A 24,913-nucleotide genomic window follows, 5' to 3' on the forward strand; every position below is an offset into this window, starting at 1 on the left:
GCACCTCGTCCGACCACGCTACCGGGGGCGATGCCGGTCGCGCATCGGCCGCTGGGGGGAGATCCGATCGGCCCGCTAGAGCCCGAGGGAGTCGAGCGATGCGCGGACGGCCGCGGCCGAGTCGGCGAACTGCTGCTCCTCACGCGGCGACATGGCGACCTCGACCACCGAGCGCACCCCGGAGCGGTCGACGATGCTCGGCACCGACAGTGCCACGCCACTCACGCCGTGGTATCCGTCGAGCACGGTGCTCACCGGGAGGATCGCGTGCTCGTCGCCGAGGATGGCTTCGACGATGCGCGCCCCCGACAGGCCGATCGCGTAGTTCGTCGCCCCCTTGCCCTCGATGACCCGGTAGGCGGCGGTTCGGACGTCGACGGCGATCTCGTCGAGCTGCTGCTCGGTGAAGCGTGAACCGTCGGGCAGCTCCCAGTCGAGGATCGGCACGGGGCCGATGGTCGCCTGTGACCACAGGGGGAGTTCGCTGTCGCCGTGCTCGCCGACGATGAGCGCGTGCACGGCGGAGGTCGCGACCCCGGCGCGCTCGGCCAGGAGCCAGCGCAGGCGGGAGGTGTCGAGGACGGTCCCGGAGGAGAAGACCCGCTCCCGAGGCAGGCCGGTGATCTGCTGGGCGGCGACGGTGAGGACGTCGCACGGGTTCGTGACGAGCATGTAGACGGCGTCGGGCGCGTGCTCGACGAGTTTCGGGAGCAGCTGTTCGAGGATGCGGATGTTCGTCCCCGCGAGGTCGAGGCGGGTCTGGCCGGGTTCCTGTTTGGCGCCGGCCGTGATGACGACCACGTCGGCGTCGGCGACGACGGAGATGTCGTCACCACCGGTGATGCTGCTCGACCCGGTGAACTGCGTCCCGTGCGCGAGGTCGAGGACTTCGGCGGAGGCACGCTTGCCGTCGATGTCGTAGAGCGCCACCCGACGGGCGCTGCCGCGGATGAGCGAGGCGTAGGCGAGGGACGAACCGACGCTTCCCGCCCCGATGATGGCCAGTTTCGACTTCGTGCGAACACCCATGGCACCATCTTGGCAGGGGCGGATGTGCGTGGTCGGAGTCGAGCCTGTCAGCGTTCGGGTTGTCTCGATGTCGAGGTATCGCCCGCCCTTCGACAGGCTCAGGGAGCCCCTCCGGTCACCGAGCGTGTCGAAGGGCGTCCGCCAGCCACCGGTTCCGTGCGCGGATGAGTCGTTGCAGGTGCCTCGTCAGGGCGAGGTGCTCGGCGACGACCCCCAGGGGGCCGAGCGGTGCCGAGAAGGTGATGTCGTCGAGCATGATGGTGCGCGCCGTGCCCATCGGGCGCTCGAGTGGTTCGAAGAGGTGGATGTGCCGGAAGCTGCGGAACGGGCCGCTCACCTGCTCGTCGGTGAAGCGGTCGTGTTCCTGGAACTCGGTGATCCGGCTCGTCATCGTCCACGGGATGCCGAAGTGCCGCGCGCGCCAGGTGACCGTCTCGCCCAGGCCGATGAGGCCGGAGGTCACTCCGCCGATCGCGCGCTCGCCGGTGTGTTGCATCGAGCCGAGGTGCGCGTCGATCGAACGCGAGAGCTCGAATGCCTGCTCCATGGTGCCGTCGAGCTCGGTGCGGAGGATGAAGTGGGAGGTCACGGGTGCTCGCTCAGGCGATCGCGGCCGGCGCTGCGTCGGCGTGGACGACGCACCGGGGGCCACCGGTCGGGCCGTCCGCATGCGCTTCGCAGACCACGAGTTGCGTCTTGCACGACGGGTCGGCGCAGTTCTGCAGGTGCTTCGTCGCCGTGTCGCAGACGACGCAGTGCCCGATGACGGCGGCGTGGTCGCTGAAGTCCAGCGAACCGCGCTTGTCGAACACGTACAACGAACCCTCCCAGAGGCCGTCGTCGCCGAACTGCTCGCCGTACCGGACGATGCCGCCGTCGAGTTGGTAGACCTCGCCGAAGCCGCGCGAGCGCATGAGCCCCGACAGCACCTCACAGCGGATGCCGCCGGTGCAATAGGTGACGACTGGCTTGTCCTTGAGGTGGTCGTACTTGCCGCTGTCCAGCTCTGCGACGAAGTCCCGCGTGGTCGCGACGTCCGGCACGACCGCGCCCGCGAACCGGCCGATCTCCGCCTCGAACGCGTTGCGGCCGTCGAAGAAGACGACCTCGTCGCCGCGTTCGGCCACGAGCTCGTGCAGTTCGGTGGGCTGGAGGTGCACCCCTCCGCCGGTGACGCCGTGGTCGTCCACCTGGAGTTCGCCGGGGGCGCCGAAGGACACGATCTCCTCGCGCACCTTGACGCTGAGCTTCGGGAAATCACTGATCCGCCGCCACGGCGCGGGCCGGTGCTTTGCCGTGCGGACGGTGTCGTCCTCGACGAAGCCGGAACCGTCGCTCCACTTCACGTCCAGGCCGCGGAACGCGGGGTGCTCCGTCGTCTTCCGGACATAGAGCTTGCAGGCGTCGAGCTCGCCGCCGACGGTGCCGTTGATGCCGTCCTTCGAGATGAGGATGCGGCCGCGGAGACCGAGCGACTCGCAGAGGTCGCGCTGCCACAAGCGGATCGCCTCCGGGTCCGCGAGGGGCGCGAACGCGTAGTACAGGAGGATCTTCGGGTCGGCCACCGGTCAATCGTAATCGCCGATGCACGGCCCACTCCCGCGTCCGGCCCCGGCTCCGGTCCCTGAGCTCCCGCCCCGTCCGATCCCGGAGGTCCCCCGTCCGGTCCCTGAGCTTGTCGAAGGGCACCCGCCCCGATCCGCCTCCCGCCTTGTGTGCGGCCGACAAGCCTCGTGACCCCCGCGCACCGCGCGCCTAGGGTGGACGCAGACCTCGAAGGAGATGGCTATGCGCACAGCAGTGATCGTCGACGCGATCCGGACCCCGTCCGGCCGTGGCAAACCGGGCGGAGCGCTGAACACGGTGCATCCGACGGACCTCCTCGCCGGCACGATCCGCGCGCTCGTGGAGCGGACCGGCATCGACCCGGCCGTCGTCGAGGACGTCTACGCCGGCTGCGTCACCCAGTCCGGCGAGCAGGGGCAGAACATCGCGCGGAACGCGGCGCTCGCCGCAGGCCTCCCGCAGGAGACCCCCGGCACGACGATCGACCGCCAGTGCGGTTCCAGCCAGCAGGCGACGACCTTCGCCGCGCAGAGCGTCATGGCGGCGGGGAACGACGTCGTGATCGCCTGCGGCGTCGAGTCGATGAGTCGTGCGCCCATGGGGTCCAACGTGCAGGGGGCGGATCCGTTCGGTTCAGCGCTCCGCGCTCGGTTCCCCGACGGACTGGTGGGCCAGGGCATCTCGGCCGAGCTCATCGCCGCCCGGTGGAACCTGGGCCGGGACGAGCTCGACGCTTTCGCCGCGCGCTCCCACGAGCGGGCCGCGGCCACCTGGGCGTCCGGCGGCTTCGACCGTGAGGTCGTCGCGGTCACCCTCCCGGACGGCTCGGTCGTCACTACCGACGAGACGGTCCGTGCCGGGACGACGCCCGAGGGACTCGCGGGGCTCCCCGCCGTCTTCCACGACGACCGCCTGGCGGCCCGTTTCCCCGAGATCGCCTGGCGGATCACGCCGGGGAACGCCTCGCCACTCACGGACGGCGCCTCGGCCGCGCTCATCATGAGCGAGGTGCGGGCGGCGGAGCTCGGGCTCACCCCGCGTGCCCGCTTCGTCTCCTTCGCCGCGGTCGGCAGCGATCCGATCGAGATGCTCACCGGCATCCTCCCCGCCACCCGTCGCATCCTCGAGCGCAGCGGACTCGACGTCGACGACATCGACGCGTTCGAGGTCAACGAGGCCTTCGCCTCCGTGCCGCTCGCGTGGCAGCGCGAGTTCGGCGTGGACGACGAGCGGCTCAACCCGCGTGGCGGGGCGATCGCCCTCGGACATCCGCTCGGCGCCTCCGGGACGAAGCTCCTCGCCACCCTGCTGGGTCAGCTGGAGGCGACCGGCGGGCGCTACGGCCTGCAGACGATGTGCGAGGGCGGCGGCATGGCCAACGCGACGATCATCGAGCGGCTGTGACCGCCGCGCGTTCTGTTCCCCGTCCCTCGCACGTGTCGAGGGGCCACCATTGCAGGAAGGGATCACCGACATGGATGTGACCGGAAGCTCGGCGATCGTCACCGGCGGCGCCTCAGGACTCGGCTTCGCGACCGCGACCCGCCTGGCCGGAGCGGGCGCGCGCGTCGTGCTCGTCGACCTGCCCGGTTCCGCGGGCGAGGAGCGGGCCGAGGAGTTGGGCGGCTTCGCCACCTTCGTCCCGGCAGACGTGACCGACGGTGAGCAGGTGCAGGCGGCCGTCGAGGCGGCGACGTCGCGCGGCCCGCTCCGGGTCGTCGTCAACTGCGCGGGGATCGCACCACCGGCGAAGGTGCTGGGGCGCGACGGTCCCGCAGACCTCGGAGCGTTCGAACGGGTGCTGCGGGTCAACGTCCTCGGTACGTTCAACGTCATCCGACTCACGGCCGACGCCATGCAGCACAACGAACCGGACGGCGACGCCTCCGACGGTGGAGGGGATCGCGGCGTCATCGTCAACACGGCCTCGGTCGCCGCGTTCGACGGCCAGATCGGCCAGCCCGCATACGCCGCGTCGAAGGGTGCCGTGCACTCGATGACCCTGCCGATCGCCCGCGAGCTGGCGCGCCACGCGATCCGGGTCGTGACGATCGCGCCGGGGATCATGGAGACGCCCATGCTCGCGGGGCTGCCGGAAGCGGCGCAGGCGTCGCTCGGGCAGCAGGTCCCGTATCCGGCCCGGCTCGGCCGGCCCGACGAGTACGCCGCCCTCGCGCTCCACATCATCGAGAACGGCTACCTCAACGGCGAGACGATCCGCCTCGACGGCGCGATCCGGATGGCGCCCAAGTGAGCGGCCGCCCACCGATCGACGCATCGACCCATCACCGACCAGGGAGCACCACGTGACCAGTGACGACACGATCCTCTTCGAGGTGAGCGACGGCCTCGCGCACCTCACGCTCAACCGTCCCAAGAGTCTCAACGCGATCGACGACCGCGCGGCCAGGCGGTGGCGCGACCTCGCGATCGAGATCGCCGAGCGGGAGGACGTCGAGGCGGTCCTGTTCGACGCCAACGGTCCGGCGTTCTGCGCGGGCGGTGACGTCCTCGCGATGGCGGGCATGGGCGACGGCAGTCCGGGGTCGACCGGCGCCTTCGTCACGGAGCTCGCGGACCTCATCCACGAGGGGCACCGGACGCTGCAGCAGGCCGCGAAGCCGATCGTCGCCGCGGTGCAGGGCGCCGTCGCCGGAGGCGGGCTGGGCTTCATGCTCGTCGCGGACGTGATCATCGCCTCGGACCGCGCCAAGTTCGTCAGCAAGTACGCCGACATCGGCCTCACGCCGGATTGCGGGGTGAGCACGCTCCTGCCCGAGGCGGTCGGGATGCGCCGGGCCCTCGAACTCACGCTGAGCCCGCGGATGTTGAGTGCCGAGGAGGCGCTCGACTGGGGGCTCGTCACCGAGGTCGTCCCGGCCGAGCAGCTCGTCGCGCGGGCCCGCGAGGTGGCCGCGTTCTGGTTGGCGGGCGCGACGGCCGCGTTCGGACAGGCGAGACGTCTGCTCCGGGCAGGCGTCGGCAGGACGTACCAGGACGCACTCGACGACGAGGCCCGCACGATCGGCGCCGCCATCGAGACACCGGAGTCCGTCGCCCGCGTCTCGGCGTTCGCCGCCGCCTCAGCCAAACGCGCAACCGCCACCACCTCGAAGGAGCCCACCGCATGACCACCCTTGCCGGCAAGACCATCCTCATGTCGGGCGGCAGCCGTGGCATCGGCCTCGCGATCGCCCTCCGAGCCGCCCGCGACGGCGCCAATGTGGCCATCCTCGCGAAGACCGACACCCCGGACCCGCGGCTCGAGGGCACGATCCACACTGCGGCGGAGGCCATCCGTGAGGCGGGTGGGCGGGCGCTGCCCATCCTCGGCGACGTGCGGAACGACGACGACATCACGCGCGCCGTGTTCGAGACGGCGGGCGAGTTCGGCGGCATCGACATCGTCGTGAACAACGCCAGCGTCATCAGCCTGGCGCGCACGCTCGACCTCGACGCCAAGCGCTACGACCTCATGCAGGACGTCAACGTCCGCGGCACCTTCATGCTGTCGCGCGCGGCCATCCCGATGCTGCGCGACGCGGAGAACCCGCACATCCTCTCGCTCTCGCCGCCGCTGAACCTCGACCCGAAGTGGCTGGGCGCCCACACGGGCTACACCCTCGCGAAGTACGGCATGTCGATGGTGACCCTGGGCCTCGCGGCGGAGTTCGGCCGGGACGGCATCGCGGCCAACACGCTGTGGCCGAAGACGACGATCAAGACGGCGGCCGTCGGCAACATCCTCGGCGGCGAGGCGCTCTTGGCGAAGAGCCGGACCCCGGAGATCTACGCGGACGCGGCGTACGAGGTGCTCATCTCGCCGTCGCGGGAGCTCACGGGCCGGTCGCTCATCGTCGAGGACGTGCTCACCGAGGCCGGCGTCACGGACTTCGCGAAGTACTCGCCGGGGGTCGACGAGTCGGAGCTCTACCCGGACATCTTCCTGTAGCCCTTCGACAGGCTCAGGGACCGGGGGTGGGGCTCAGGGACCGGGGCCCCTCGACAGGCTCGGGGACCGAGGGCGGGGGAGTGTCCGCTGACGGCAGAACGCGGGCTCCCCGCCTCCGGTCGGCTCGCGCCTACAGTGAGACCAACGAGCCGGAAGGGGACGCCATGTTGTACCGCGAAGCCCTCGGCGCCGCCTTGCGCACGCGCCGTCTCGAACAGGGGCGGACCCTGCAGGACGTCGCCCTGGCCGCCGCCGTCTCGACGCCCTACCTGTCCGAGATCGAACGCGGCCGGAAGGACGCCTCGTCCGAGGTCGTCGTGACCATCGCCGACGCCCTCCGCACCGGGCTCGACACGCTCATGTTCGACATCGCCGACCGCTTCGACGCCGCGACCGTGCCGGCGCACGTCGAGGCTCCGCTCACCGACGCCCCGCTCGCCGAAGCGACCGTCACCGTGCTCCGTCCCCCGGCGGACCCGCGGCTGCTCGCCGCCTGAGGCGCGTCCCGAGCGCCCGGCTCCGGCGGGGCCGATGCCGGGTGCACCGACTCCGGGCTCAGCCGGCAGCGAGCGCCGCGAACACCGAGGCGAGCCGGGGAGCCGCGGACTCCCACGTCGTGTCCGCGTCCCAGCGCCCGAGCGCCGTCACCTCGGTGTGCCGTCCGGCCTGGTGCTTGGGCTCGGGGTCGCCGGGCAGCCGGAGCTGTTGGGTAAACCGCCCGGAGGTCCGGTCGAAGTCGAGGACGTGGAAGGCGACGTTCCGGTTCCAGTCCTCCGAGGGCCAGGAGATGAAGTTCACCCGAACCCGATCGGCGTCGAGCGGCCCTTCGGCGACGTAGCTTCCCGGGTGGTCCTCGCCCGGTGACAGGATCCGGTAGGCGCCGTTCGCGCAGAACAGGAGCAATGCCGGTTCGAACGGCTTCTCCGCGAACATCGTCGTGTAGTGGAGGGCGTCGGCGCGCACCACCTTGGCGAACAGCTGCGGGGTGCGCGCTCCGTCGGCGGTCTGGTCGGTCATGGTCGTCTCCTCAGGGGTGTGTCTCGTGCAGCATGGTCGACCTCGCAACGGTCTCGACGCGGGCCGGCTCGCGCAGGCCGGTGCCAGCCTGGCCGCCCCTGCCGGATGCGCGGTGTGCGTCGGCTGAACGGACCTGGAGAACACGCCTGGTATGTCAGCGGGGAGGAGGTTCGCCTCGCGCCGGAGGCCGTCATCGCGGAAATGTCCTGTTCCCGGCCGGTTCTCATGCCTCTGGAGGCGGGACCGGCGGGCGTAGGCTGGGAGGAGGTGCCGGCGCCCGCAGCACCTGAGAGGAACACCCGTGATCCAGCACCACCTGCGTGTCCACCGCAGCGACGAGAACCTCGCCCGCGAGGGCCAGCTCGCCTGGCAGCTCGCCCGGGTCGCCACCGATCCCGTTGAGGTGACGCCAGAGGTCGTCGACATGATCATCAACCGGGTCATCGACAACGCGGCGGTCGCGGCGGCGTCGCTCACGCGTCGCCCGGTCTCCTCGGCGCGAGCGCAGGCGCTCAGTCACCCCATCAGCACCGGCGGCGACGGAGCCACCGTGTTCGGTCCCGACCTCGCCCGCCGCGTCTCGCCGGAGTGGGCGGCCTGGGCCAACGGCGTCGCGGTCCGCGAGCTCGACTTCCACGACACCTTCCTCGCTGCCGAGTACTCGCACCCGGGCGACAACATCCCGCCCATTGTCGCGGTCGCCCAGCACGTGGGGTGCACGGGAGCCGACCTCGTGCGTGGCATCGCGACCGGCTACGAGATCCAGATCGACCTCGCGAAGGCGATCAGCCTGCACCGCCACAAGATCGACCATGTCGCGCACCTCGGCCCGAGTGCCGCCGCGGGTATCGGCACCATGCTCGGGCTCGATCAGGCGACCATCTACCAGGCCATCGGTCAGGCCCTCCACACGACCACGGCGACGCGGCAGTCGCGCAAGGGCGAGATCTCCACGTGGAAGGCTCACGCCCCCGCGTTCGCCGGCAAGCTCGCGGTCGAAGCCGTCGACCGGGCGATGCGCGGCGAGACCAGCCCGTCCCCCATCTATGAGGGCGAGGACGGCGTCGTCGCCTGGCTGCTCGACGGCCCGGACGCCTCCTACGACATCCCCCTGCCCGGTGCAGGGGAGCCGAAGCTCGCGATCCTCGACTCCTTCACGAAGGAGCACTCGGCCGAGTACCAGGCGCAGGCCTGGATCGACCTCGCCCGCAAGCTGCACCACGAGCACCCGGAGCTCCTCGTCCCCGGCGCGGTCGACCGGATCGTCCTCCACACCTCGCACCACACGCACTACGTGATCGGCTCCGGAGCGAACGACCCGCAGAAGTACGACCCGACGGCCTCGCGCGAGACGCTCGATCACTCCATCCCGTACATCGTCGCGGTCGCCCTGCAGGACGGCGCGTGGCACCACGTCGACTCCTACCGGCCGGAGCGGGCGCAGCGCGAGGACACGGTGGAGCTGTGGCACCGGATCACCACGGCCGAGGACCCGGAGTGGACGCGCCGGTACCACTCGCTGGACCCGTTCGAGCAGGCCTTCGGCGGTCGCATCGAGATCACGCTGACCGACGGCTCGACCATCGTCGACGAGATCGCCGTCGCCGACGCCCACCCGCTCGGTGCCCGACCGTTCGCGCGCGCCGACTACGTGCAGAAGTTCCGCACCCTCGCCGCCGGCGTCCTCGACCCGGAGGAGATCGACCGCTTCCTCGCGCTCGCCGAACGCCTGCCCGAGCTCGATGCGGACGAGGTCAAGCAGCTGAGCATCCAAGCGTCCTCCGGGGTCCTCGCCTCGGCGCCGCACCCGACCGGTCTCTTCTGATGCCGGCCGACGACCAGACGGGACACCGCTGATGTTGTACAGCCAGACCACGCCGGCCGAGAAGCGCCGGGCGTTCCGCGAGCGGCTCGCCACCGGTGAGCTGCTCCGATTCCCCGGCGCGTTCAACCCGCTGTCGGCTCGCCTCATCGAGCAGAAGGGCTTCGACGGCGTCTACATCTCGGGAGCGGTCCTCTCGGCCGACCTCGGCCTGCCCGACATCGGCCTGACGACCCTCACCGAGGTCGCCGGTCGGGCGAAGCAGATCGCGCGCATGACCGAGCTGCCGGCCATCGTCGACGCCGACACCGGTTTCGGTGAGCCGATGAACGTCGCGCGCACCGTCCAGGAGATCGAGGACGCCGGGCTCGCCGGCCTCCACATCGAGGACCAGGTCAACCCGAAGCGCTGCGGGCACCTCGACGGCAAGCAGGTCGTCGACACCTCGACCGCACTCGGTCGCATCCGCGCCGCCGTCGACGCGCGTCGCGACCCGAACCTCCTCATCATGGCGCGGACCGACATCGCTGCGGTCGACGGTCTCGACGCGGCGATCGACCGGGCCAAGCAACTCGTCGACGCGGGAGCCGACGCGATCTTCCCCGAGGCCATGCGGTCACTCGAGGAGTTCGCCGCCGTCCGTGCGGCCGTCGACGTGCCGATCCTCGCCAACATGACCGAGTTCGGCAAGAGTGAGCTGTTCACCTCGCAACAGCTCGCCGACGTGGGCGTGAACCTGGTCATCTGGCCGGTCTCGCTCCTGCGCATCGCCATGGGCGCGGCGGGTCGCGCACTGGACACCCTGAACGAGGAGGGCTCGCTCACGGGCAAGTTAGGGGAGATGCAGCACCGAGCCGACCTCTACGAACTCATCGATTACGAGGGCTACAACCGGTTCGACACCTCGGTGTTCAACTTCACCGTCGACCGGTAGGCCACTCGCTCGATCGCCCCGATGAACACCACCTGGGTCTCCGCTCCCCGCGCTTGTCGAGGGGCGACCCGGGTGCCAAGCTCGACCCACGCATGACCACTGCACCACCGCAAAGGAGCACCGCATGACCGAAGCGACCAGCGACATCAAGAAGGGTCTCGCCGGCGTCGTCGTCGACGTGACGAGCGTCTCGAAGGTGAACCCGGAGACGAACTCCCTCCTCTATCGCGGGTATCCGGTGCAGGAGCTCGCGGAGCACTGCACCTTCGAGCAGGTGGCGTACCTCCTGTGGAACGGCGAGCTGCCGAGCGAGGCCGAACTGGCCGAGTTCACGTCATCGGAGCGGTCGCAGCGCGCCCTCGACGACAACGTGAAGGCGGCGATCGACCTCCTCCCCACCACCTCGCACCCGATGGACGCGCTCCGCACCGCGGTGAGCGTCATCGGCGCGAACGACCCGACCGCCGAGGCCAACACCGTGGAGGCGAACGCGGTGAAGGCGGCGAGCCTGTACGCGAAGCTGCCGGCGATCGTCGCCTACGACCAGCGTCGCCGACACGGCCTTGAGCTCGTCCCGCCGCGCGACGACCTCGGGTACAGCGAGAACTTCCTCTTCATGACCTTCGGTGAGGAAGCGGACCCGGTCGTCGTGGACGCGTTCGACGTGTCGATGATCCTGTACGCGGAGCACTCGTTCAACGCCTCGACGTTCACGGCCCGCGTCATCACCTCGACCCTCAGCGACCTCTACTCGGCGGTCGTCGGCGGCATCGGTGCCCTCAAGGGTGCGCTGCACGGCGGCGCGAACGAGGCCGTCATGCACGTGTTCGACGAGATCGGCACGGCCGACCGCGCCAGCGCCTGGCTCGATGCGGCGCTCGCCGAGAAGCGCAAGATCATGGGCTTCGGTCACCGCGTGTACAAGAACGGCGACTCGCGGGTGCCGACGATGCTGGCGTCGTTGGAGAAGCTCGCTGAGCACTACGGCAAGCCGGAGGTCCTCGAGCTGTACACGGCGCTGGAATCCGACATGGTCGAGCGGAAGAACATCAAGCCGAACCTCGACTACCCGTCCGGCCCGGCCTACAACCTGATCGGCTTCGACACGGAGACGTTCACGCCGCTCTTCGTCGCGGCCCGCGTGGTCGGTTGGACGGCGCACATCGCGGAGCAGTTGGCGTCGAACGCGCTCATCCGCCCCCTGTCCGAGTACGTCGGTCCTGACGAGCGGCACGTCCCCGTCAGCTGACGCCTGCTGCACCCACACCCCGCCGAGCCCGTCTCGGCGGGGTGTTTCGCGTGCCCTTCGACGAGTTCTGGGACCGGATCCGACTCCCGGACCACCCTGAATACCACACTCATGTAATATCTACTAAAATATCTGTTACGATCAAACATGTCCGGTCTCCGGACGCCTCTCCAGCTGCGCGGTCCTCCCCGACGACCCGGAGGCCGAGTCACTCGGTGCCGCGGTGCCTGTCCATGAACGGAAGCCCCTACGAAACTCGCCGAACACCCTGTCGGCCTCGGGGTGGGCAGGATTCTCCAGCATCTCCCGAAAGGAACACCTCCCATGAAGAAATTCCCCGTCGTCGCCGCTGTTACGTTCGTCGCTCTCGGGCTCGCCGGCTGTACGGCCACCGAGTCCACCGGGCCGACGGAGAGCAGTGCCTCCGCCTCCGCTGAGGCCGGCTCCGACTACGTGGTGCCCGAGATCGACGGCACCTGTGTCGACGGCACCGCCACCATCGTCGAAGACAGCTCGAACATCACCCTCGAGGGCGACTGCGAGAACGTCGTCGTCGAGGGCTCCAACAGCATGGTCACCATCACCGGCGTCGTCTCGAACCTCACCGTCAACAGCTCCATCTCGCTCGTCAAGGTGACCGAGGTGGCCACGGTCGCGTTCGGTGAGGGCGCCGACGGCAACAAGGTCGTCACCCTCTCCACCCCGGCCGTCACCGACGGCGGGCAGGACAACCTCGTCGCCGCCGAGTGATCCGGCGAGTGCGCAGCCGCCGATCCCTCCCCGGGGTCGGCGGTTTCGTCTGTCCAGGGGCATCGGAATCCGGTCCGGCATATCGGACTCATGTTATACATACTAAAATATCTGTTACGATCAAAGGTGTTCGGCTCCCGAACACCTCCCCAGCTACGACGCCCCGCTCGACCCGAAGATCGAGTCGGTCTCCGCCGTAGCGCCTGCTCACGAAAGGAAGCTTCCTCCCTATGAAGCTCAAGAAAACGCTGTCGGCCTTCGGCCTGATAGCCATCACGGCGTCAGGGGTCCTCACCGGCCCGGCCGCCGCAAGCGCGGTCTCGCCCGAGGTCACCGTCGCGGACACGACATCGGCCCAGCTCACGGGGCAGTTCGTTCTGAAGAACTCGGCATCGTCGTACTACTGGACGAGCTATCCCGCGTCGTTCGGCTTCATCTCCAGGGGCTTCAAAACCCTTGAGGAGACGCTGGAGGTCGCTCCTCCGCTGACCGTCCCAGCGGTCGGCACCACCGGGAAGATCCAGTTCGAAGGCTTGTGCGTGCCATCTGCAAACGAGTATCGCCCAGTCTTCCTGACCAGCTGCGACGCAGCGTTCACGGACGGGATGTACGTTGAGGCCGACGGCACGATCCGGAACCAGGTGGGCCGGCGGTTGGACATGATCCAAGGCACCTTCGAATGGAGGTCAGTCGCCGAAGGCGGAGAGGCGTATGAGGACCGCCTGGTCATGAGTCAGATGGCTCCCGTGGAGGAGCCCGCAGCGTCCATCAGTTCGCCGACGCTGCAGCCTGGCGCGTCTGCTCAGGTCACGGCGACGTTCAACGCCGCCGCAGGCGGACAGCGGATCGACATCGACCACCCCGCCGACACGACGATCACCGCGGTCGACGATTCGGCCTTCACCCTGAACAGCCAGGGCATGACCGGCACGCTGCCGAGCGGCACGACCTCCGTCACCTTCACGCTCACGGCTGATCAGGACGCTCCGATCGGCACCGCCCGCGGTGGTCAGATCGCCTACGGCGCGAACCGCACGAAGCTCGCCGACTTCACGGCCAACATCGAAGCCCCTCCGGTCGCACCGGCGGTGGAGATCGACTCCGTCACCGTGCAGCAGGGCGATTCGGTCGATGTCGACGTCGAGTTCAACGAGTCGGTGTCCGGTCAGGTCGACATCATCCTGCCGCAGGGTCTCGCCCCGACAGGGGCGGCGCCGTCCGGCTTCACCTGGAACTCGAGCATCAAGGGCTTCCGGGGAACGGTCACGGACGCCAACCGCGTGTTCACGATGGACCTGACCGCGGCCGCCGATGCGGCGGTCGGGACCTTCAACGGTGCCGTGCGCGGTTCGGGTCTCGAGCAGGGATGGTCCGCGACCATCACGGCGGCCCCGATCGCTCCTGCGGTGACGATCGAGTCCGTTAACGTCCAGCAGGGCCAGTCGGTGGGTGTCGACGTCGAGTTCAACGCGTCGGTGTCCGGCCAGGTCGAGATCGTCGTACCGGCAGGCCTCGCCCCGACCGGCAACGCGCCCGCCGGGTTCACCTGGTTGCCGAGCATCAACGGATTCAGTGGCACCGTCACGAACGCCAACCGGGCGTTCACGATGAACCTGACCGCCGCTGCCGATGCCGCGGTGGGCACCTTCGACGGAGTCGTGCGCGGCGCTGGGCTGAACCAGCCCTGGTCCGCGACGATCACGGCGGCCCCGGTCGCTCCTGCGGTGACGGTCGAGTCCGTCACTGTGCAGCAGGGCCAGTCGGTTGGTGTCGACGTCGAATTCAACGCGACGGCTTCAGGGCTGACCGACATCCTCCTGCCCCAGGGTCTCGCCCCGACCGGGGCGGCGCCGACCGGGTTCACGTGGATGCCGGGTATCGGCGGCTTCCGCGGAACGGTCTCGGACGCCAACCGGGTGTTCACGATGAACCTGACCGCCGCTGCCGATGCCGCGGTGGGCACCTTCGACGGTGTCGTGCGCGGTTCACACCTCGAGCAGCCCTGGTCCGCGACCATCACTGCGGCCCCGATCCCGCCTGCGGTGACGATCCCGACGCCGACGTTGCGTCAGGGACAGTCGGTTCAGGTCGAGGCGACGTTCAACACTGCTGCGGGTGGGAAGCGGATCGATGTCTACCACCCCGCTGGTACGAAGATCACGGCTGTCCAGAACTCGGCGTTCACGATCGACGCGCTGGGCATGGGCGGGACGTTGCCGGTCGGCACGACGTCGCTGAAGTTCACCCTGACGGCGAACACGGACGCGCCGATCGGTGCGGCCACGGGCGGCAAGGTCACCTATGGTTCGGGTCACACGAAGATCGCGGACTTCACCGCGATGATCGAAGCGGCGCCGATCGCTCCTGCGGTGACGATCAAGTCCGTCACCGTGCAGCAGGGTGAATCGGTCGACGTGCCGGTCATCTTCAACGCCGGAGTGAACGGCCTGGTCGGGATCATCGTTCCGCAGGGACTCTCACCGGTCGGAAACGCTCCTGCCGGGTTCTTCTGGTCCGAGGGTGTGCACGGCTTCACCGGCACGGTCACCGATGCGAACCGGGCGATCACCTTGCACCTGGCGGCGGCGCCTGACGCCGCCGTGGGCACCTTCGACGGTGCCGTGACCGGTGGTGGCCTCGTCGACGTGCCGTGGTCCGCCACGATCACGGCGAGTACGCCCATCCCCGATGAGCCGATCGTGCTCGTGTCGCCGGAGATCGGTGCCGTGCTCGAGCCCGGTGCTCCGGTGTTCTCCGGAACCGGCCAGGCGGGTGCGAAGATCCAGGTCTACAGCGCTTCGCAGCAGCTGATGGGCGAGACCGAGGTCGAGTCGGATGGAACGTGGTCGCTCACGTGGAGCTCCTCGCTGACCCCGGGTCACTACTCGGGCGGCACCGTCCGGCAGTACGTCGGCGACAAGCCCTACACGAGCGTGCCCTACGACTTCACGGTCAAGGCCGCCGAGGTCGCACCACTCGTCGTGACCTCGCCGCAGATCGGTGAGACGATCGAGGAGGCCACGCCGGTGTTCACCGGGACGGCGCAGCCTGGCGCACGGGTGGAGATCCGTGGCGGCTGGGGTGACCTGCTCGGCAGTGTCGACAGCGTCGCCTCCAACGGTCAGTGGAGTATCACCTGGAACAAGACGGTGGTGCCTGGCCGCTACGCGGGTGGCACGGTGAAGCAGTTCGTCGACGGTGTGGAGCGTGGCAAGTTCGTCTACGACTTCACCGTCGAGTCCGCCGAGGTCGCGCCGCTGGTCGTGACGGCGCCGAAGGTCGGTGCGACGATCGAGGAGACGAAGCCGGTGTTCACCGGGACCGCGCAGCCTGGCGCGAAGGTCGAGATCCGTGGCGCGTCGGGGAGCCTCCTCGGCAGTGTCGACAGCGTCGCGAGCAACGGGCAGTGGAGCATCACCTGGAACAAGACGGTGGTGCCTGGCCACTACTCGGGCGGCACGGTGAAGCAGTTCGTCGGTGGTGTCGAGCGTGGCAAGTTCGTCTACGACTTCACGATCGGCAACACGACCGTCGCACCGCTCCTGGTGACCTCGCCGAAGGTCGGCGAGACGACCCACGAGACCACGCCGGTGTTCACCGGTTCGGCACAGCCGGGGGCGAAGGTCGAGATCCGTGGCGCGTCCGGCACGATCCTCGGCAGTGTCGAGAGCGTTGCGAGCAACGGGCAGTGGAGCATCACCTGGAACAAGACCGTGTTGCCCGCCCGCTACTCGGGCGGCACGGTGAAGCAGTTCGTGAACGGTGAGGAGCGCGGGAAGTTCATCTACGACTTCACCATCGTCCCGTCCCAGCTCGTGGTGAGCTCGCCGAAGATCGGCGAGACGATATCGGGCACCCGTCCGGTGTTCACCGGAACCGCAATCCCGAACGCGGAGATCCAGATCCGTGGGGCGTGGGGGACCGACCTCGGGCACACGGCGGCGAACGAGCACGGTGAGTGGACGATCACCTGGCCGAGCGACTACAAGCCTGCCCGCTACTCGGGCGGCACGGTGACGGAGTCCGTGAACGGCAAGGTCATCGGCTCGTTCACCTACGACTTCATCCTCACGAAGTAGTCCGTAGCACCACTCCAGCGCCACCCCTGCAGCACCCCTGTCTGTCGGCCGGTACCCCCGGCCGGCAGACAGGGTCCCGAACCTCCCGAAAGGACATCAACTCATGAAGAAGTTCCCCATCTTCGCCGCTGCGGCGTTCATCGCCCTCGGCCTCGCCGGCTGCACGGCCACCGAATCGGGTGCACCCGCCGACAGCACGGCTTCGGCCGAAGCCGGTTCCGACTACGTGGTCCCCGAGATCGACGGCACCTGTGTCGACGGCACCGCCACCATCGTCGAGGACAGCTCGAACATCACGCTCGAGGGCGACTGCGACAACGTCGTCGTCGAAGGCTCGAACAGCATGGTCACCGTCACCGGGACCGTCTCGAACCTCACGTTCAACAGCTCCATCTCGCTCGTGACCGTGGCCGACGTGGCGAACGTCACGTTCAGCGAGGGCGCCAACGGCAACAAGGTCGTCACCCCGTCTGTCCCCGCCGTCACCGACGGCGGTCAGGACAACCTCGTCGCGGCCGAATAGCCCGACGCCACTGCAGCCGCCGATCCCAGACGCCGGGGATCGGCGGTTGTCGCGTACCTGGGGGGTGAGTTTTCCACAGATCGGAGATACCCCACACCTGACCAACTGGTATATCTGTAGGCTCACGGAGTTCAGCTGAACACTCTTGCGTGCATCGACGGCACCCCTGCCGATGCACAGATCCGTGAAAGGTCCACTCCGCCTATGAAACGCCTCGCCCCCTTATCCGCCATCGGGCTCGTCGGTGTCCTCGCCGCCGGCCTGGTGGGTGCCCCGGCCTCAGCGACCACGGCCGACGTCGCCCCACCCGACAGCAGTGTCACCGCGTCGATCTCCGGCCGGTTCGTCGGGCAGGTCCGTGCCGGCGGTGTCGGTTCGTACTTCGCCGTGGGTTCGTCCGGGAACACCTCGAACCCGACGCCGGCATCGGTCCACACCTCCGTCGGCGAAGCGCTCGCCGCTGCCACGGAATGGACCTTCCCCGAACTCGACGGCGTCGGCCCGATCCGGGGTGTCGTGAACGGGTGGGAGCGCTGCCTCGAACCCAACCCCGAGCAGCGGTACAAGTACGTGTACCCGGCGACCTGCAACGGTTCGCTCGCCCAGGAGTGGGCATGGCAGGACATCGAAACCTCGGAGCTGTCCGGCTCCGGTCTGGTGTCCAGCGGCGGACAGGGCGGGTTCCTGCGACAGTTCGCCGGCATGCTGGCCGTCGGCGGCATCGGCATCCCCTCGGAGGGAGCGGTGATCCTTCCGGACGGACACGCCCCCCAGCCCGTCTTCGAACCGCTCGTCCTCACGGCACCGGCTGTCGGTTCCACCGTCCGCATCCCCCAGCCCACGTTCACCGGCACGGGCCACCCCGGTTCGGCGATCGAGGTCGTCGAGGCTCGTGGCGGTGTCATCGCCTCCGGCGTCGTGAATCCGCAGGGGTCGTGGACCGCTCCGGTGTCGGCGGCACTGGCCGCCGGCGCGCACGCCGGCACTGTCCGGCAGGTGGCCGACGACACGACGGTGCCCTGGTCGCTCACCTACGCCGCGGTCCGCGCGATCACGGTGGAGTCACCGGCGCTGGACAGCACGGTCGAGGTCGATCGCCCGATCTTCTCCGGTCGCGGAGAGCCCGGCGCTGCCATCACGATCCTCGACGACCGTGACGACGTCACCCTCGTCGACACGACGGTCACCAGCTCCGGCACGTGGGAGCAGCAGTCGCTCCGCGCCCTGGAGGAGCGCGACTACGTCGCGACCGCGACGCAGCTGTTCGAGCAGCAGCGCACCACGGCACCGGTGCGCTTCACCTACCGCGAACCCACGCCGGAACCGGGTCCGGTGGTCGACGTGACCCTCGAATCGCCCGCCATCGGTGCCGTCATCACCACGCCGGTCCCGGTCTTCACCGGGCGTGGCGAGCCCGGCGCCACGGTGCGGGTCATCGGCTCCTGGAACTCCGAGCTCGGCAACGGCCTCGTCACGAAGGAGGGCACCTGGCGCGTCGAGTGGAACAAGTCGATCACCCCGGGCACCTACCGTGGCGGTCGTGTCGTGCAGGAGATCTCGGGCGTCGAGCAGTCCCGAGTGCCCTACGACTTCGTCATGCGCCCCGGTGCAGGAGCCGCGCCGCTCGTCGTGACCTCGCCGAAGATCGGTGGCGCGCTGCTCGGTCCCGTCCCCGTGTTCACCGGTACCGCTCAGCCCGGTGCGCGAGTCGAGATCCGCACCCAGTGGGGACGCGTCGCCGGTTCGGTCGACCGGGTCGACAGCACCGGAACCTGGTCGATCACCTGGGACCAGTCGCTCCTCCCCGCCCGATACGTGGGTGGCACCGTCAAGCAGTACATCGAGGGTGTCCAGGCCGGAAGCGTCACGTACGACTTCACGATCGCCAAGCCGCTCGTGGTGACCTCCCCGACGGTCGGCGAGACGATCTCGGGCACCCGGCCGGAGTTCACCGGCACGGCGACGCCCGGCTCGACCATCTCGATCGTGGGCGCTTGGGGCACCGACCTCGGTTCCGACGTCGTCCGTCCCGACGGGACCTGGAGCATCCTGTGGCCGACCGACTACAAGCCCGGGCGGTACGCGGGCGGGCACGTCAAGCAGGCGGTGAACGGGACGGTCGTCGATCAGTTCGCGTACGACTTCATCCTCCACGGCAGCGGCAACTAGCCGTCGACCACTCACGCCCGGGTGGCGACGCGGCACCGGTTCCCTCCGGTCCGCGTCCGCCACCCGGGCGTCGTCGTGCGGTGCGCTCGGATGTCGGTGGTCACCACGTAGGGTGAGCGGCATGTCGGCAGTCGCACCATCCATCCAACAGGGCCCGCGACCCTCGGCGCCGCCGCTGGCCGGCGTGCCGAGCGAGGGGGCGACGACGTCGACGAGCGTGCGGACGGTGTACCGGCCGACCGGGCCACTGGATGTCCACGCGACGCTGCGCCTGATGTCCCGCGGTGGCGATGGCCCCTGCTACCGGAAGACCCCCGGCGGTGTCTGGTTGACGGCGCGCACACCCCAGGGTGGGGCGACCCTGTACGTGTCGGCCATGCGTGACGGCGAGGTCGAGGCGACGGCCTGGGGACCCGGCGCCGAGTGGATGATCGACGGCGTGCCCGAGCTCCTCGGTCGCGACGACGACTGGAGCGGGCTCGACGTCAGCCGAAGCCCATTGCTGACGGAGGTGCTCCGCCGGAACCCGGGCATGCGCCTCAGCCGGAACCGGCTCGTGTTCGAGATGCTCGTGCCGTCGATCATGGAGCAGAAGGTCACCGCGATAGAGGCCTGGCGGGCGTGGCGGCAGCTCGTGCGGCGGCACGGCGAACCCGCACCGGGCCCGGCGCCCGAGGGCATGATCGTCGCGCCGGCGGCCGACACCTGGCGCATGATCCCGAGCTGGGAGTGGCACGAGGCCGGGGTCGGGCCGCAGCGCTCCGAAACGGTGGTGCGGTCTTCCCGTCTCGCGAGCGCGATCGAGCGGACGGTCGACGAGCACCCGGACGACGCCTCCCGGCGGCTGCGCAGCCTCCCTGGCATCGGGGTGTGGACGGCCGCAGAGGTGACCCTCCGCGCGCACGGCGACCCGGACGCCGTGAGCGTCGGCGACTACCATCTGGCGGCGTCCGTCGGTCAGGCCCTCGCCGGGGCACCGGTCGACGACGACGGCATGCTCGAACTCCTCTCGCCGTGGAACGGGCAGCGGCAGCGAGTGCTCCGGCTCATCGGCCGGAGCGGGATCCACAAGCCGCGCCGAGGGCCGAAGATCACGATCCAGGACCACCGCCGACACTGAGCGACCCGGGCGTCGCTCCGACCGGCTCGAGGACCGGGATGGGAGCGGGACCGGGGCTGCCAGACGCACACGACCCCTCGCGAGCCTCGAGAGGGAACGCCGGATCCGCGAATAGGCTGAGCGGCATGGCGAACGAAGCGTACGAGGATCCCACCGAGACGGTCGGCCTCGCGGATCGTGCGGTCGCCCTCGCCGCGAAGTGGGTGGCCGAGGGAGCGAAGGAGCCCGTGGACCCGGCGGCGGCCCGGCTGGCCGGCGTCCTGCGCGATCCCGATGGGCTCGAGTTCACCGTCGGCTTCGTCGACGGGGTCATGCGGCCGGAGGACGGCTTCGTGGCCGGTAACGCCCTCGCGGCCCTCGCCGCCCGGACGCCGAGCTTCCTCCCCTGGTACGAGCAGGCCGCCATCCGCACCGGCGGCCTCGTCGGGCCGGTCCTGCCGTGGGTCGTCGTCCCGGCTTCCCGTCGAGTGCTGCGCGGCATGGTCGGCCACCTGATCGTCGACAGCCGACCGCGTGAACTCGGTGCGGCCATCGCGAAGTTGCGGGCCGACGGCTCGCGACTCAACCTGAACCTCCTGGGTGAAGCCGTCCTCGGCGAGGGGGAGGCCGCCAGGCGACTGGCCGGGACCCGCGAACTCCTGCAGCGGCCCGACGTCGACTACGTGTCGATCAAGGTGTCGTCCATCGCCAGCCAACTCTCCATGTGGTCGTTCGAGCAGGTCGTCGACCGCATCGTCCGCCGCCTGGTCCCGTTGTACGAGGAGGGCCTGGCGACCGGCACCTTCATCAACCTCGACATGGAGGAGTACCGCGACCTCGACCTGACCATCGCGGTCTTCACCCGTCTCCTCGACCACCCGCAGCTGCTCCGGTTCGAGGCCGGCATCGTCATCCAGGCGTACCTCCCGGACGCCCTCGAGGCCATGATGCAGCTCACCGCCTGGTCCAAGCAGCGCGTGGCCGCCGGCGGAGCGCCCATCAAGGTCCGCCTGGTGAAGGGCGCGAACCTCGCGATGGAGCGCGTCGACGCGGCGATCCACGGGTGGCCGCTCGCGACGACCGCCTCCAAGCGGGAGACCGACACCAACTACAAGCGCGTCCTCGACTGGGCGCTCACCCCCGCGCGCACCGACGTCGTCCGGGTCGGCGTCGCCGGCCACAACCTCTTCGACATCGCCTACGCCTGGCTGCTGGCGGGCGACCGCGGCGTGCGCGACCGGGTCGACTTCGAGATGCTCCTCGGGATGGCCACCGGCCAGGTCGAGGCCATCAAGCGTGACGTCGGCGCAGTGCTCCTCTACACGCCGGTCGTCAACCCGAAGGAGTTCGACGTCGCGATCTCGTACCTCGTCCGGCGGCTGGAGGAGAACGCGAGCGAGGAGAACTTCATGTCGGCGGTGTTCGACCTCGCCGAGAAGCCGACCCTGTTCGCGCGGGAGCGTCGTCGCTTCCTGGCCTCGGTCGAAGCGCTGCACGAGACCCCCGGACTCGTGCCGACCCCCAACCGGACGCAGGATCGTTCCCAGGAGGCCGTCGAGCCCGTCCGCGACGACAGCGAGGCCGATGAACGGTTCCGCGACCCCGCCCAGGACTCGGACGCCGGCCTCACCCAGCAGGTCCTCGGCCTGGACCGCGGATCGGACCGCGAGGACCGGTTCCGTACCGAGTCGTCGAGCTACGTCGAGACCGCGGTCTTCTCCCGCTCGGAGCGTGGGGGCATCGTGGACGGCGCGCCCGGCTTCGAGAACACCGCCGACACCGACCCGTCCCTCGCGGCGAACCGCGCCTGGGGTGCGGCCATCCTCTCCCGGGTGCCGGCGTCGACCCTGGGGAACACCGCGGTCGCCGCCGCGGCCCTCACCGACGAACGCGTCCTCGAGCGCACGATCACGATGGTGCAGGCCGCCGGAACCCGATGGGGTGCCCGTCCGGCCGCCGAGCGCGCTGCCGTCCTGCACGCTGCCGGCCGTGTGCTCGCCTCCCGCCGAGCCGAGCTCATCGAGGTCATGGCCAGCGAGACGGGCAAGACGATCGCCGAGGCAGACCCGGAGGTGAGCGAGGCGGTCGACTTCGCCCACTACTACGCCAGCACGGCGCCGGAACTCGAGCGAGTGCGCGGCGCACGCTTCGTCCCCTCCCGACTCACCGTCGTGACGCCGCCCTGGAACTTCCCCGTCGCCATCCCGGCGGGCGGTGTCCTCGCGGCACTGGCGTCCGGCAGTGGCGTCATCATCAAGCCCGCCCCACAGGCCAAGCGTTGTGCGGCGGTCGTCGTCGAGGCCCTCTGGGACGCCGGTGTCCCGCGGGACCTGCTCGTCCTCGCCGACGTCGAGGAGGGGGAGCTGGGTCGTCGACTCGTCTCGCACCCGGCCGTCGACCGCGTCATCCTCACGGGGGCGTACGAGACCGCCCGGCTGTTCCGCAGCTGGCGGGCCGACCTCCCGCTCCTGGCCGAGACGAGCGGCAAGAACGCCATCATCGTCACGCCGAGCGCCGACCTCGACCTCGCGGTCGCCGACATCGTCAAGAGCGCGTTCGGGCACGCCGGCCAGAAGTGCTCCGCGGCGTCCCTCGTGATCCTCGTCGGATCCGTCGGCCGCTCCGACCGCTTCCTCCGGCAGCTGGAGGACGCCGTCCGTTCCCTCCGCGTCGGCTGGCCGTCGGACGCCCGCACGCAGATGGGTCCGATCATCGAGCCGGCGGGGGCGAAGCTTCTCGCGGGGCTCACCGAGCTGCGACTCGGCGAAAAGTGGCTGGTCGAGCCGAAGCTGCTGGACGACTCCTCGGTCAACTTCGGCGCACCGAGTGAGCGTCTGTGGTCGCCGGGGGTGCGCACGGGAGTGCAGCCCGGCTCGCCGTTCCACCTGACCGAGTACTTCGGCCCGGTGCTCGGTGTCATGCGCGCGGCGACCCTGAGCGAGGCGATCACCCTCCAGAACGCGACGCCGTACGGCTTGACCGCCGGACTGCACACCTTCGATCCCGCGGACCTCGACGAGTGGCTCGACACGGTCGAGGCGGGCAACCTCTACGTCAACCGTGGGATCACGGGTGCGATCGTCCAGCGTCAACCGTTCGGCGGCTGGAAGCGTTCCTCCGTCGGCACCGGCGCGAAGCCCGGCGGGCCGAACGCCCTGTTCGGGCTCGGCGACTGGCAGCCCGATCCCGGTTCCGCGAGCCAGAGTCTGCATCTCCGCGGGCTCGACACCCGCATCGTCAAGCTCATCGAGGCGGCGCAGCCGTCCCTCACCTACGAGGCCTTCGACGTCCTGCGGCGCTCGGCGCTCAGCGACGCCGTGGCGTGGGGGAACGAGTTCGGCGAGGTCACCGACGTCTCGCAGCTCGGCGTGGAGCGGAACCTCCTCCGATACCGGCCGGTCGCCGTCTCCGTGCGCGTGGCGGCGGGTGCCGACCTGGGCGACGCGCTCCGGGTGCTCATCGCGGCGGTGCGGTCACGGTCGCGGTTCACCGTGAGCCTCGGCGGGCGGTTGCCCCGTGAGGTCCGTGACTGGTTGTCCGAGCTGAACATCCCGGTCTCGCTCGAGACGGATGCGCAGTGGCTCACCCGCATGGCTGCCCGCGGCTCCATCGACACCGGTGAATCCGGCCAGGAGGCCCCGTTCGCGACCCGGGTGCGGATCGTCGTGCCACGCCCGGAGACCGTCGCGGAAGCCGAGCCCGGCTCGGAGGCCTCGGACTCCGAACCGTTGGCGAAGCGACTCGCGGAGGCGCTCGGCGGCGACCCGGACATCGCGATCTGGGCGGGGCCGGTCACCCAGGCGGGGCGCGTGGAGCTGCTGCCGTTCCTGCACGAGCAGGCGATCTCGATCACCGCGCACCGGTTCGGCACGCCGGACCCATGGTCCCACGGCGTCATCTGAGCGAGGAGCGACCGAGCGCTTCAGGCCCGAAGGGCTGCGGCGACGAGCTCGAGCGCCTCGTCGGCCGGCACCCCGAGCTCGCGGATGCGGTCCGCGTACGCGGCCGCCGCACGCTGCGCCTGCTGCTCGATCGCGTCGCCGTGCGCCGATACGAACGTGCCCGCGCGGCCTCGGGTCTCGATGACCCCGTCGGCCTCCAGGAGTCGGTACGCCTTCGCGACCGTGTTGGGTGCGATGCCCAGCTCGTCGGCCAGCCCCCGTACCGTCGGGAGCTTCGACCCCGTCGGCATCGAGCCCTCGCGCACCCCGTCGATCACCTGCGTCCGCAGCTGCTCGAACACGGCGACACCGGAGGTCGGTTCGATCCGGAACGGCATCAGTCGACGTGCCGGTGGATGAGGCGGGTGAGGACGATCGCGCTGCGGGTGTGATCGACGTTCGGGGCGATCCGGACCCGCTCCAAGGCGTCCTCGAGGGCGGGGATGTTGCGGGCGCGCATGTGGACGATCGCGTCGGCGCTCCCGGTCACGGTGCCGGCGTCGACGACCTCCGGCACCCCGGACAGGATCCGCAGGAGTTCGTTGGGGGAGACCGTGCCGCGGCAGAAGAGTTCGACGTAGGCTTCCGTCTGCATGCCGTCCACCGTGGGGTCGACCTGGATCGTGAACGACTGGATCACGCCGTCGGCCACCAGTCGGTCGACGCGTCGCTTCACCGCGGAAGCCGACAGGCCGACGACCGCGCCGATGTCGCCGTATCCGGCGCGAGAGTTCTGCCGGAGCAGGTCGATGATGCCGCGGTCGAGATTGTCCATAGGGTCAG

General features: G+C 69.9%; 20 protein-coding genes. 14 read left to right on the forward strand and 6 right to left on the reverse strand.

Annotated elements, in window-relative coordinates; translation table 11 throughout:
* Window positions 1–75 precede the first annotated feature (75 nt).
* The 3 genes from QRN26_RS16240 to trhO all read right to left on the reverse strand — a co-directional run bounded on the left by QRN26_RS16240 (window position 76) and on the right by trhO (window position 2,594).
* Window positions 76–1,029 (reverse strand): L-lactate dehydrogenase, encoded by a 954-nt coding sequence (locus tag QRN26_RS16240; RefSeq protein ID WP_285037551.1) that lies wholly within the window; start codon window positions 1,027–1,029, stop codon window positions 76–78.
* Window positions 1,030–1,144: 115 nt separating this feature from the next.
* Complete coding sequence (locus tag QRN26_RS16245) at window positions 1,145–1,618, reverse strand: SRPBCC family protein (protein ID WP_327078821.1); 474 nt, start codon at window positions 1,616–1,618, stop codon at window positions 1,145–1,147.
* Between the two features lie 10 nt (window positions 1,619–1,628).
* A complete protein-coding gene (gene trhO / locus QRN26_RS16250) occupies window positions 1,629–2,594 on the reverse strand; it encodes an oxygen-dependent tRNA uridine(34) hydroxylase TrhO (RefSeq protein ID WP_082456208.1) in 966 nt (321 codons plus the stop codon).
* Between the two features lie 223 nt (window positions 2,595–2,817).
* On the opposite strand from trhO, the gene QRN26_RS16255 reads away from it, so the two are divergent.
* The 5 genes from QRN26_RS16255 to QRN26_RS16275 all read left to right on the forward strand — a co-directional run bounded on the left by QRN26_RS16255 (window position 2,818) and on the right by QRN26_RS16275 (window position 7,044).
* The gene (locus QRN26_RS16255; protein ID WP_285037552.1) at window positions 2,818–3,999 is read left to right on the forward strand and encodes a thiolase family protein; all 1,182 of its coding nucleotides are present in this window, start codon (window positions 2,818–2,820) and stop codon (window positions 3,997–3,999) included.
* Window positions 4,000–4,069: 70 nt separating this feature from the next.
* The gene (locus QRN26_RS16260) at window positions 4,070–4,849 is read left to right on the forward strand and encodes an SDR family NAD(P)-dependent oxidoreductase (RefSeq protein WP_056010693.1); all 780 of its coding nucleotides are present in this window, start codon (window positions 4,070–4,072) and stop codon (window positions 4,847–4,849) included.
* 52 nt (window positions 4,850–4,901) lie between these two features.
* Complete coding sequence (locus QRN26_RS16265; protein ID WP_285037553.1) at window positions 4,902–5,726, forward strand: enoyl-CoA hydratase/isomerase family protein; 825 nt, start codon at window positions 4,902–4,904, stop codon at window positions 5,724–5,726.
* Window positions 5,723–6,547, forward strand: a complete 825-nt coding sequence (locus QRN26_RS16270; RefSeq protein WP_056010698.1) for an SDR family oxidoreductase — start codon at window positions 5,723–5,725, stop codon at window positions 6,545–6,547. Before QRN26_RS16265 ends, QRN26_RS16270 begins: the two co-directional genes overlap by 4 nt.
* A 164-nt stretch (window positions 6,548–6,711) precedes the next feature.
* Window positions 6,712–7,044 carry a helix-turn-helix domain-containing protein gene (locus tag QRN26_RS16275; protein WP_285037554.1) on the forward strand — a complete coding sequence of 111 codons (333 nt, stop codon included), beginning with the start codon at window positions 6,712–6,714 and terminating at the stop codon, window positions 7,042–7,044.
* Window positions 7,045–7,102: 58 nt separating this feature from the next.
* On the opposite strand, the gene QRN26_RS16280 is transcribed toward QRN26_RS16275, so the two are convergent.
* Complete coding sequence (locus tag QRN26_RS16280; RefSeq protein ID WP_285037555.1) at window positions 7,103–7,564, reverse strand: hypothetical protein; 462 nt, start codon at window positions 7,562–7,564, stop codon at window positions 7,103–7,105.
* A 301-nt stretch (window positions 7,565–7,865) separates the two neighbouring features.
* On the opposite strand from QRN26_RS16280, the gene QRN26_RS16285 reads away from it, so the two are divergent.
* The 9 genes from QRN26_RS16285 to QRN26_RS16325 all read left to right on the forward strand — a co-directional run bounded on the left by QRN26_RS16285 (window position 7,866) and on the right by QRN26_RS16325 (window position 24,091).
* The gene (locus QRN26_RS16285; protein WP_285037556.1) at window positions 7,866–9,389 is read left to right on the forward strand and encodes an MmgE/PrpD family protein; all 1,524 of its coding nucleotides are present in this window, start codon (window positions 7,866–7,868) and stop codon (window positions 9,387–9,389) included.
* Window positions 9,390–9,420: 31 nt separating this feature from the next.
* A complete protein-coding gene (prpB, locus tag QRN26_RS16290; protein WP_056010708.1) occupies window positions 9,421–10,320 on the forward strand; it encodes a methylisocitrate lyase in 900 nt (299 codons plus the stop codon).
* A gap of 124 nt (window positions 10,321–10,444) precedes the next feature.
* Window positions 10,445–11,569: a bifunctional 2-methylcitrate synthase/citrate synthase gene (locus tag QRN26_RS16295; RefSeq protein WP_285037557.1), complete on the forward strand. Its 1,125-nt coding sequence runs from the start codon at window positions 10,445–10,447 to the stop codon at window positions 11,567–11,569.
* Window positions 11,570–11,893: 324 nt separating this feature from the next.
* Entirely contained in the window at window positions 11,894–12,319 is a 426-nt protein-coding gene (locus QRN26_RS16300; protein ID WP_285037558.1) for a hypothetical protein, read from the forward strand.
* Between the two features lie 230 nt (window positions 12,320–12,549).
* Entirely contained in the window at window positions 12,550–16,398 is a 3,849-nt protein-coding gene (locus QRN26_RS16305) for a hypothetical protein (protein ID WP_285037559.1), read from the forward strand.
* Window positions 16,399–16,501: 103 nt separating this feature from the next.
* Window positions 16,502–16,921: a hypothetical protein gene (locus tag QRN26_RS16310; RefSeq protein ID WP_285037560.1), complete on the forward strand. Its 420-nt coding sequence runs from the start codon at window positions 16,502–16,504 to the stop codon at window positions 16,919–16,921.
* Window positions 16,922–17,125: 204 nt separating this feature from the next.
* Window positions 17,126–19,090, forward strand: coding sequence for an Ig-like domain-containing protein (locus QRN26_RS16315; protein ID WP_285037561.1), 1,965 nt, complete (start codon window positions 17,126–17,128; stop codon window positions 19,088–19,090).
* 121 nt (window positions 19,091–19,211) lie between these two features.
* Entirely contained in the window at window positions 19,212–20,210 is a 999-nt protein-coding gene (locus tag QRN26_RS16320) for a DNA-3-methyladenine glycosylase family protein (protein WP_285037562.1), read from the forward strand.
* A 125-nt stretch (window positions 20,211–20,335) separates the two neighbouring features.
* Window positions 20,336–24,091, forward strand: coding sequence for a bifunctional proline dehydrogenase/L-glutamate gamma-semialdehyde dehydrogenase (locus tag QRN26_RS16325; protein ID WP_285037563.1), 3,756 nt, complete (start codon window positions 20,336–20,338; stop codon window positions 24,089–24,091).
* A gap of 20 nt (window positions 24,092–24,111) precedes the next feature.
* On the opposite strand, the gene QRN26_RS16330 is transcribed toward QRN26_RS16325, so the two are convergent.
* Complete coding sequence (locus tag QRN26_RS16330; protein ID WP_285037564.1) at window positions 24,112–24,468, reverse strand: GntR family transcriptional regulator; 357 nt, start codon at window positions 24,466–24,468, stop codon at window positions 24,112–24,114.
* Window positions 24,468–24,905, reverse strand: coding sequence for an Lrp/AsnC family transcriptional regulator (locus QRN26_RS16335; RefSeq protein WP_056010729.1), 438 nt, complete (start codon window positions 24,903–24,905; stop codon window positions 24,468–24,470). Before QRN26_RS16335 ends, QRN26_RS16330 begins: the two co-directional genes overlap by 1 nt.
* Window positions 24,906–24,913: the final 8 nt, after the last annotated feature.

The sequence above is a fragment of the Plantibacter sp. ME-Dv--P-095 genome, from assembly GCF_030209365.1.
Taxonomy (GTDB): domain Bacteria; phylum Actinomycetota; class Actinomycetes; order Actinomycetales; family Microbacteriaceae; genus Plantibacter.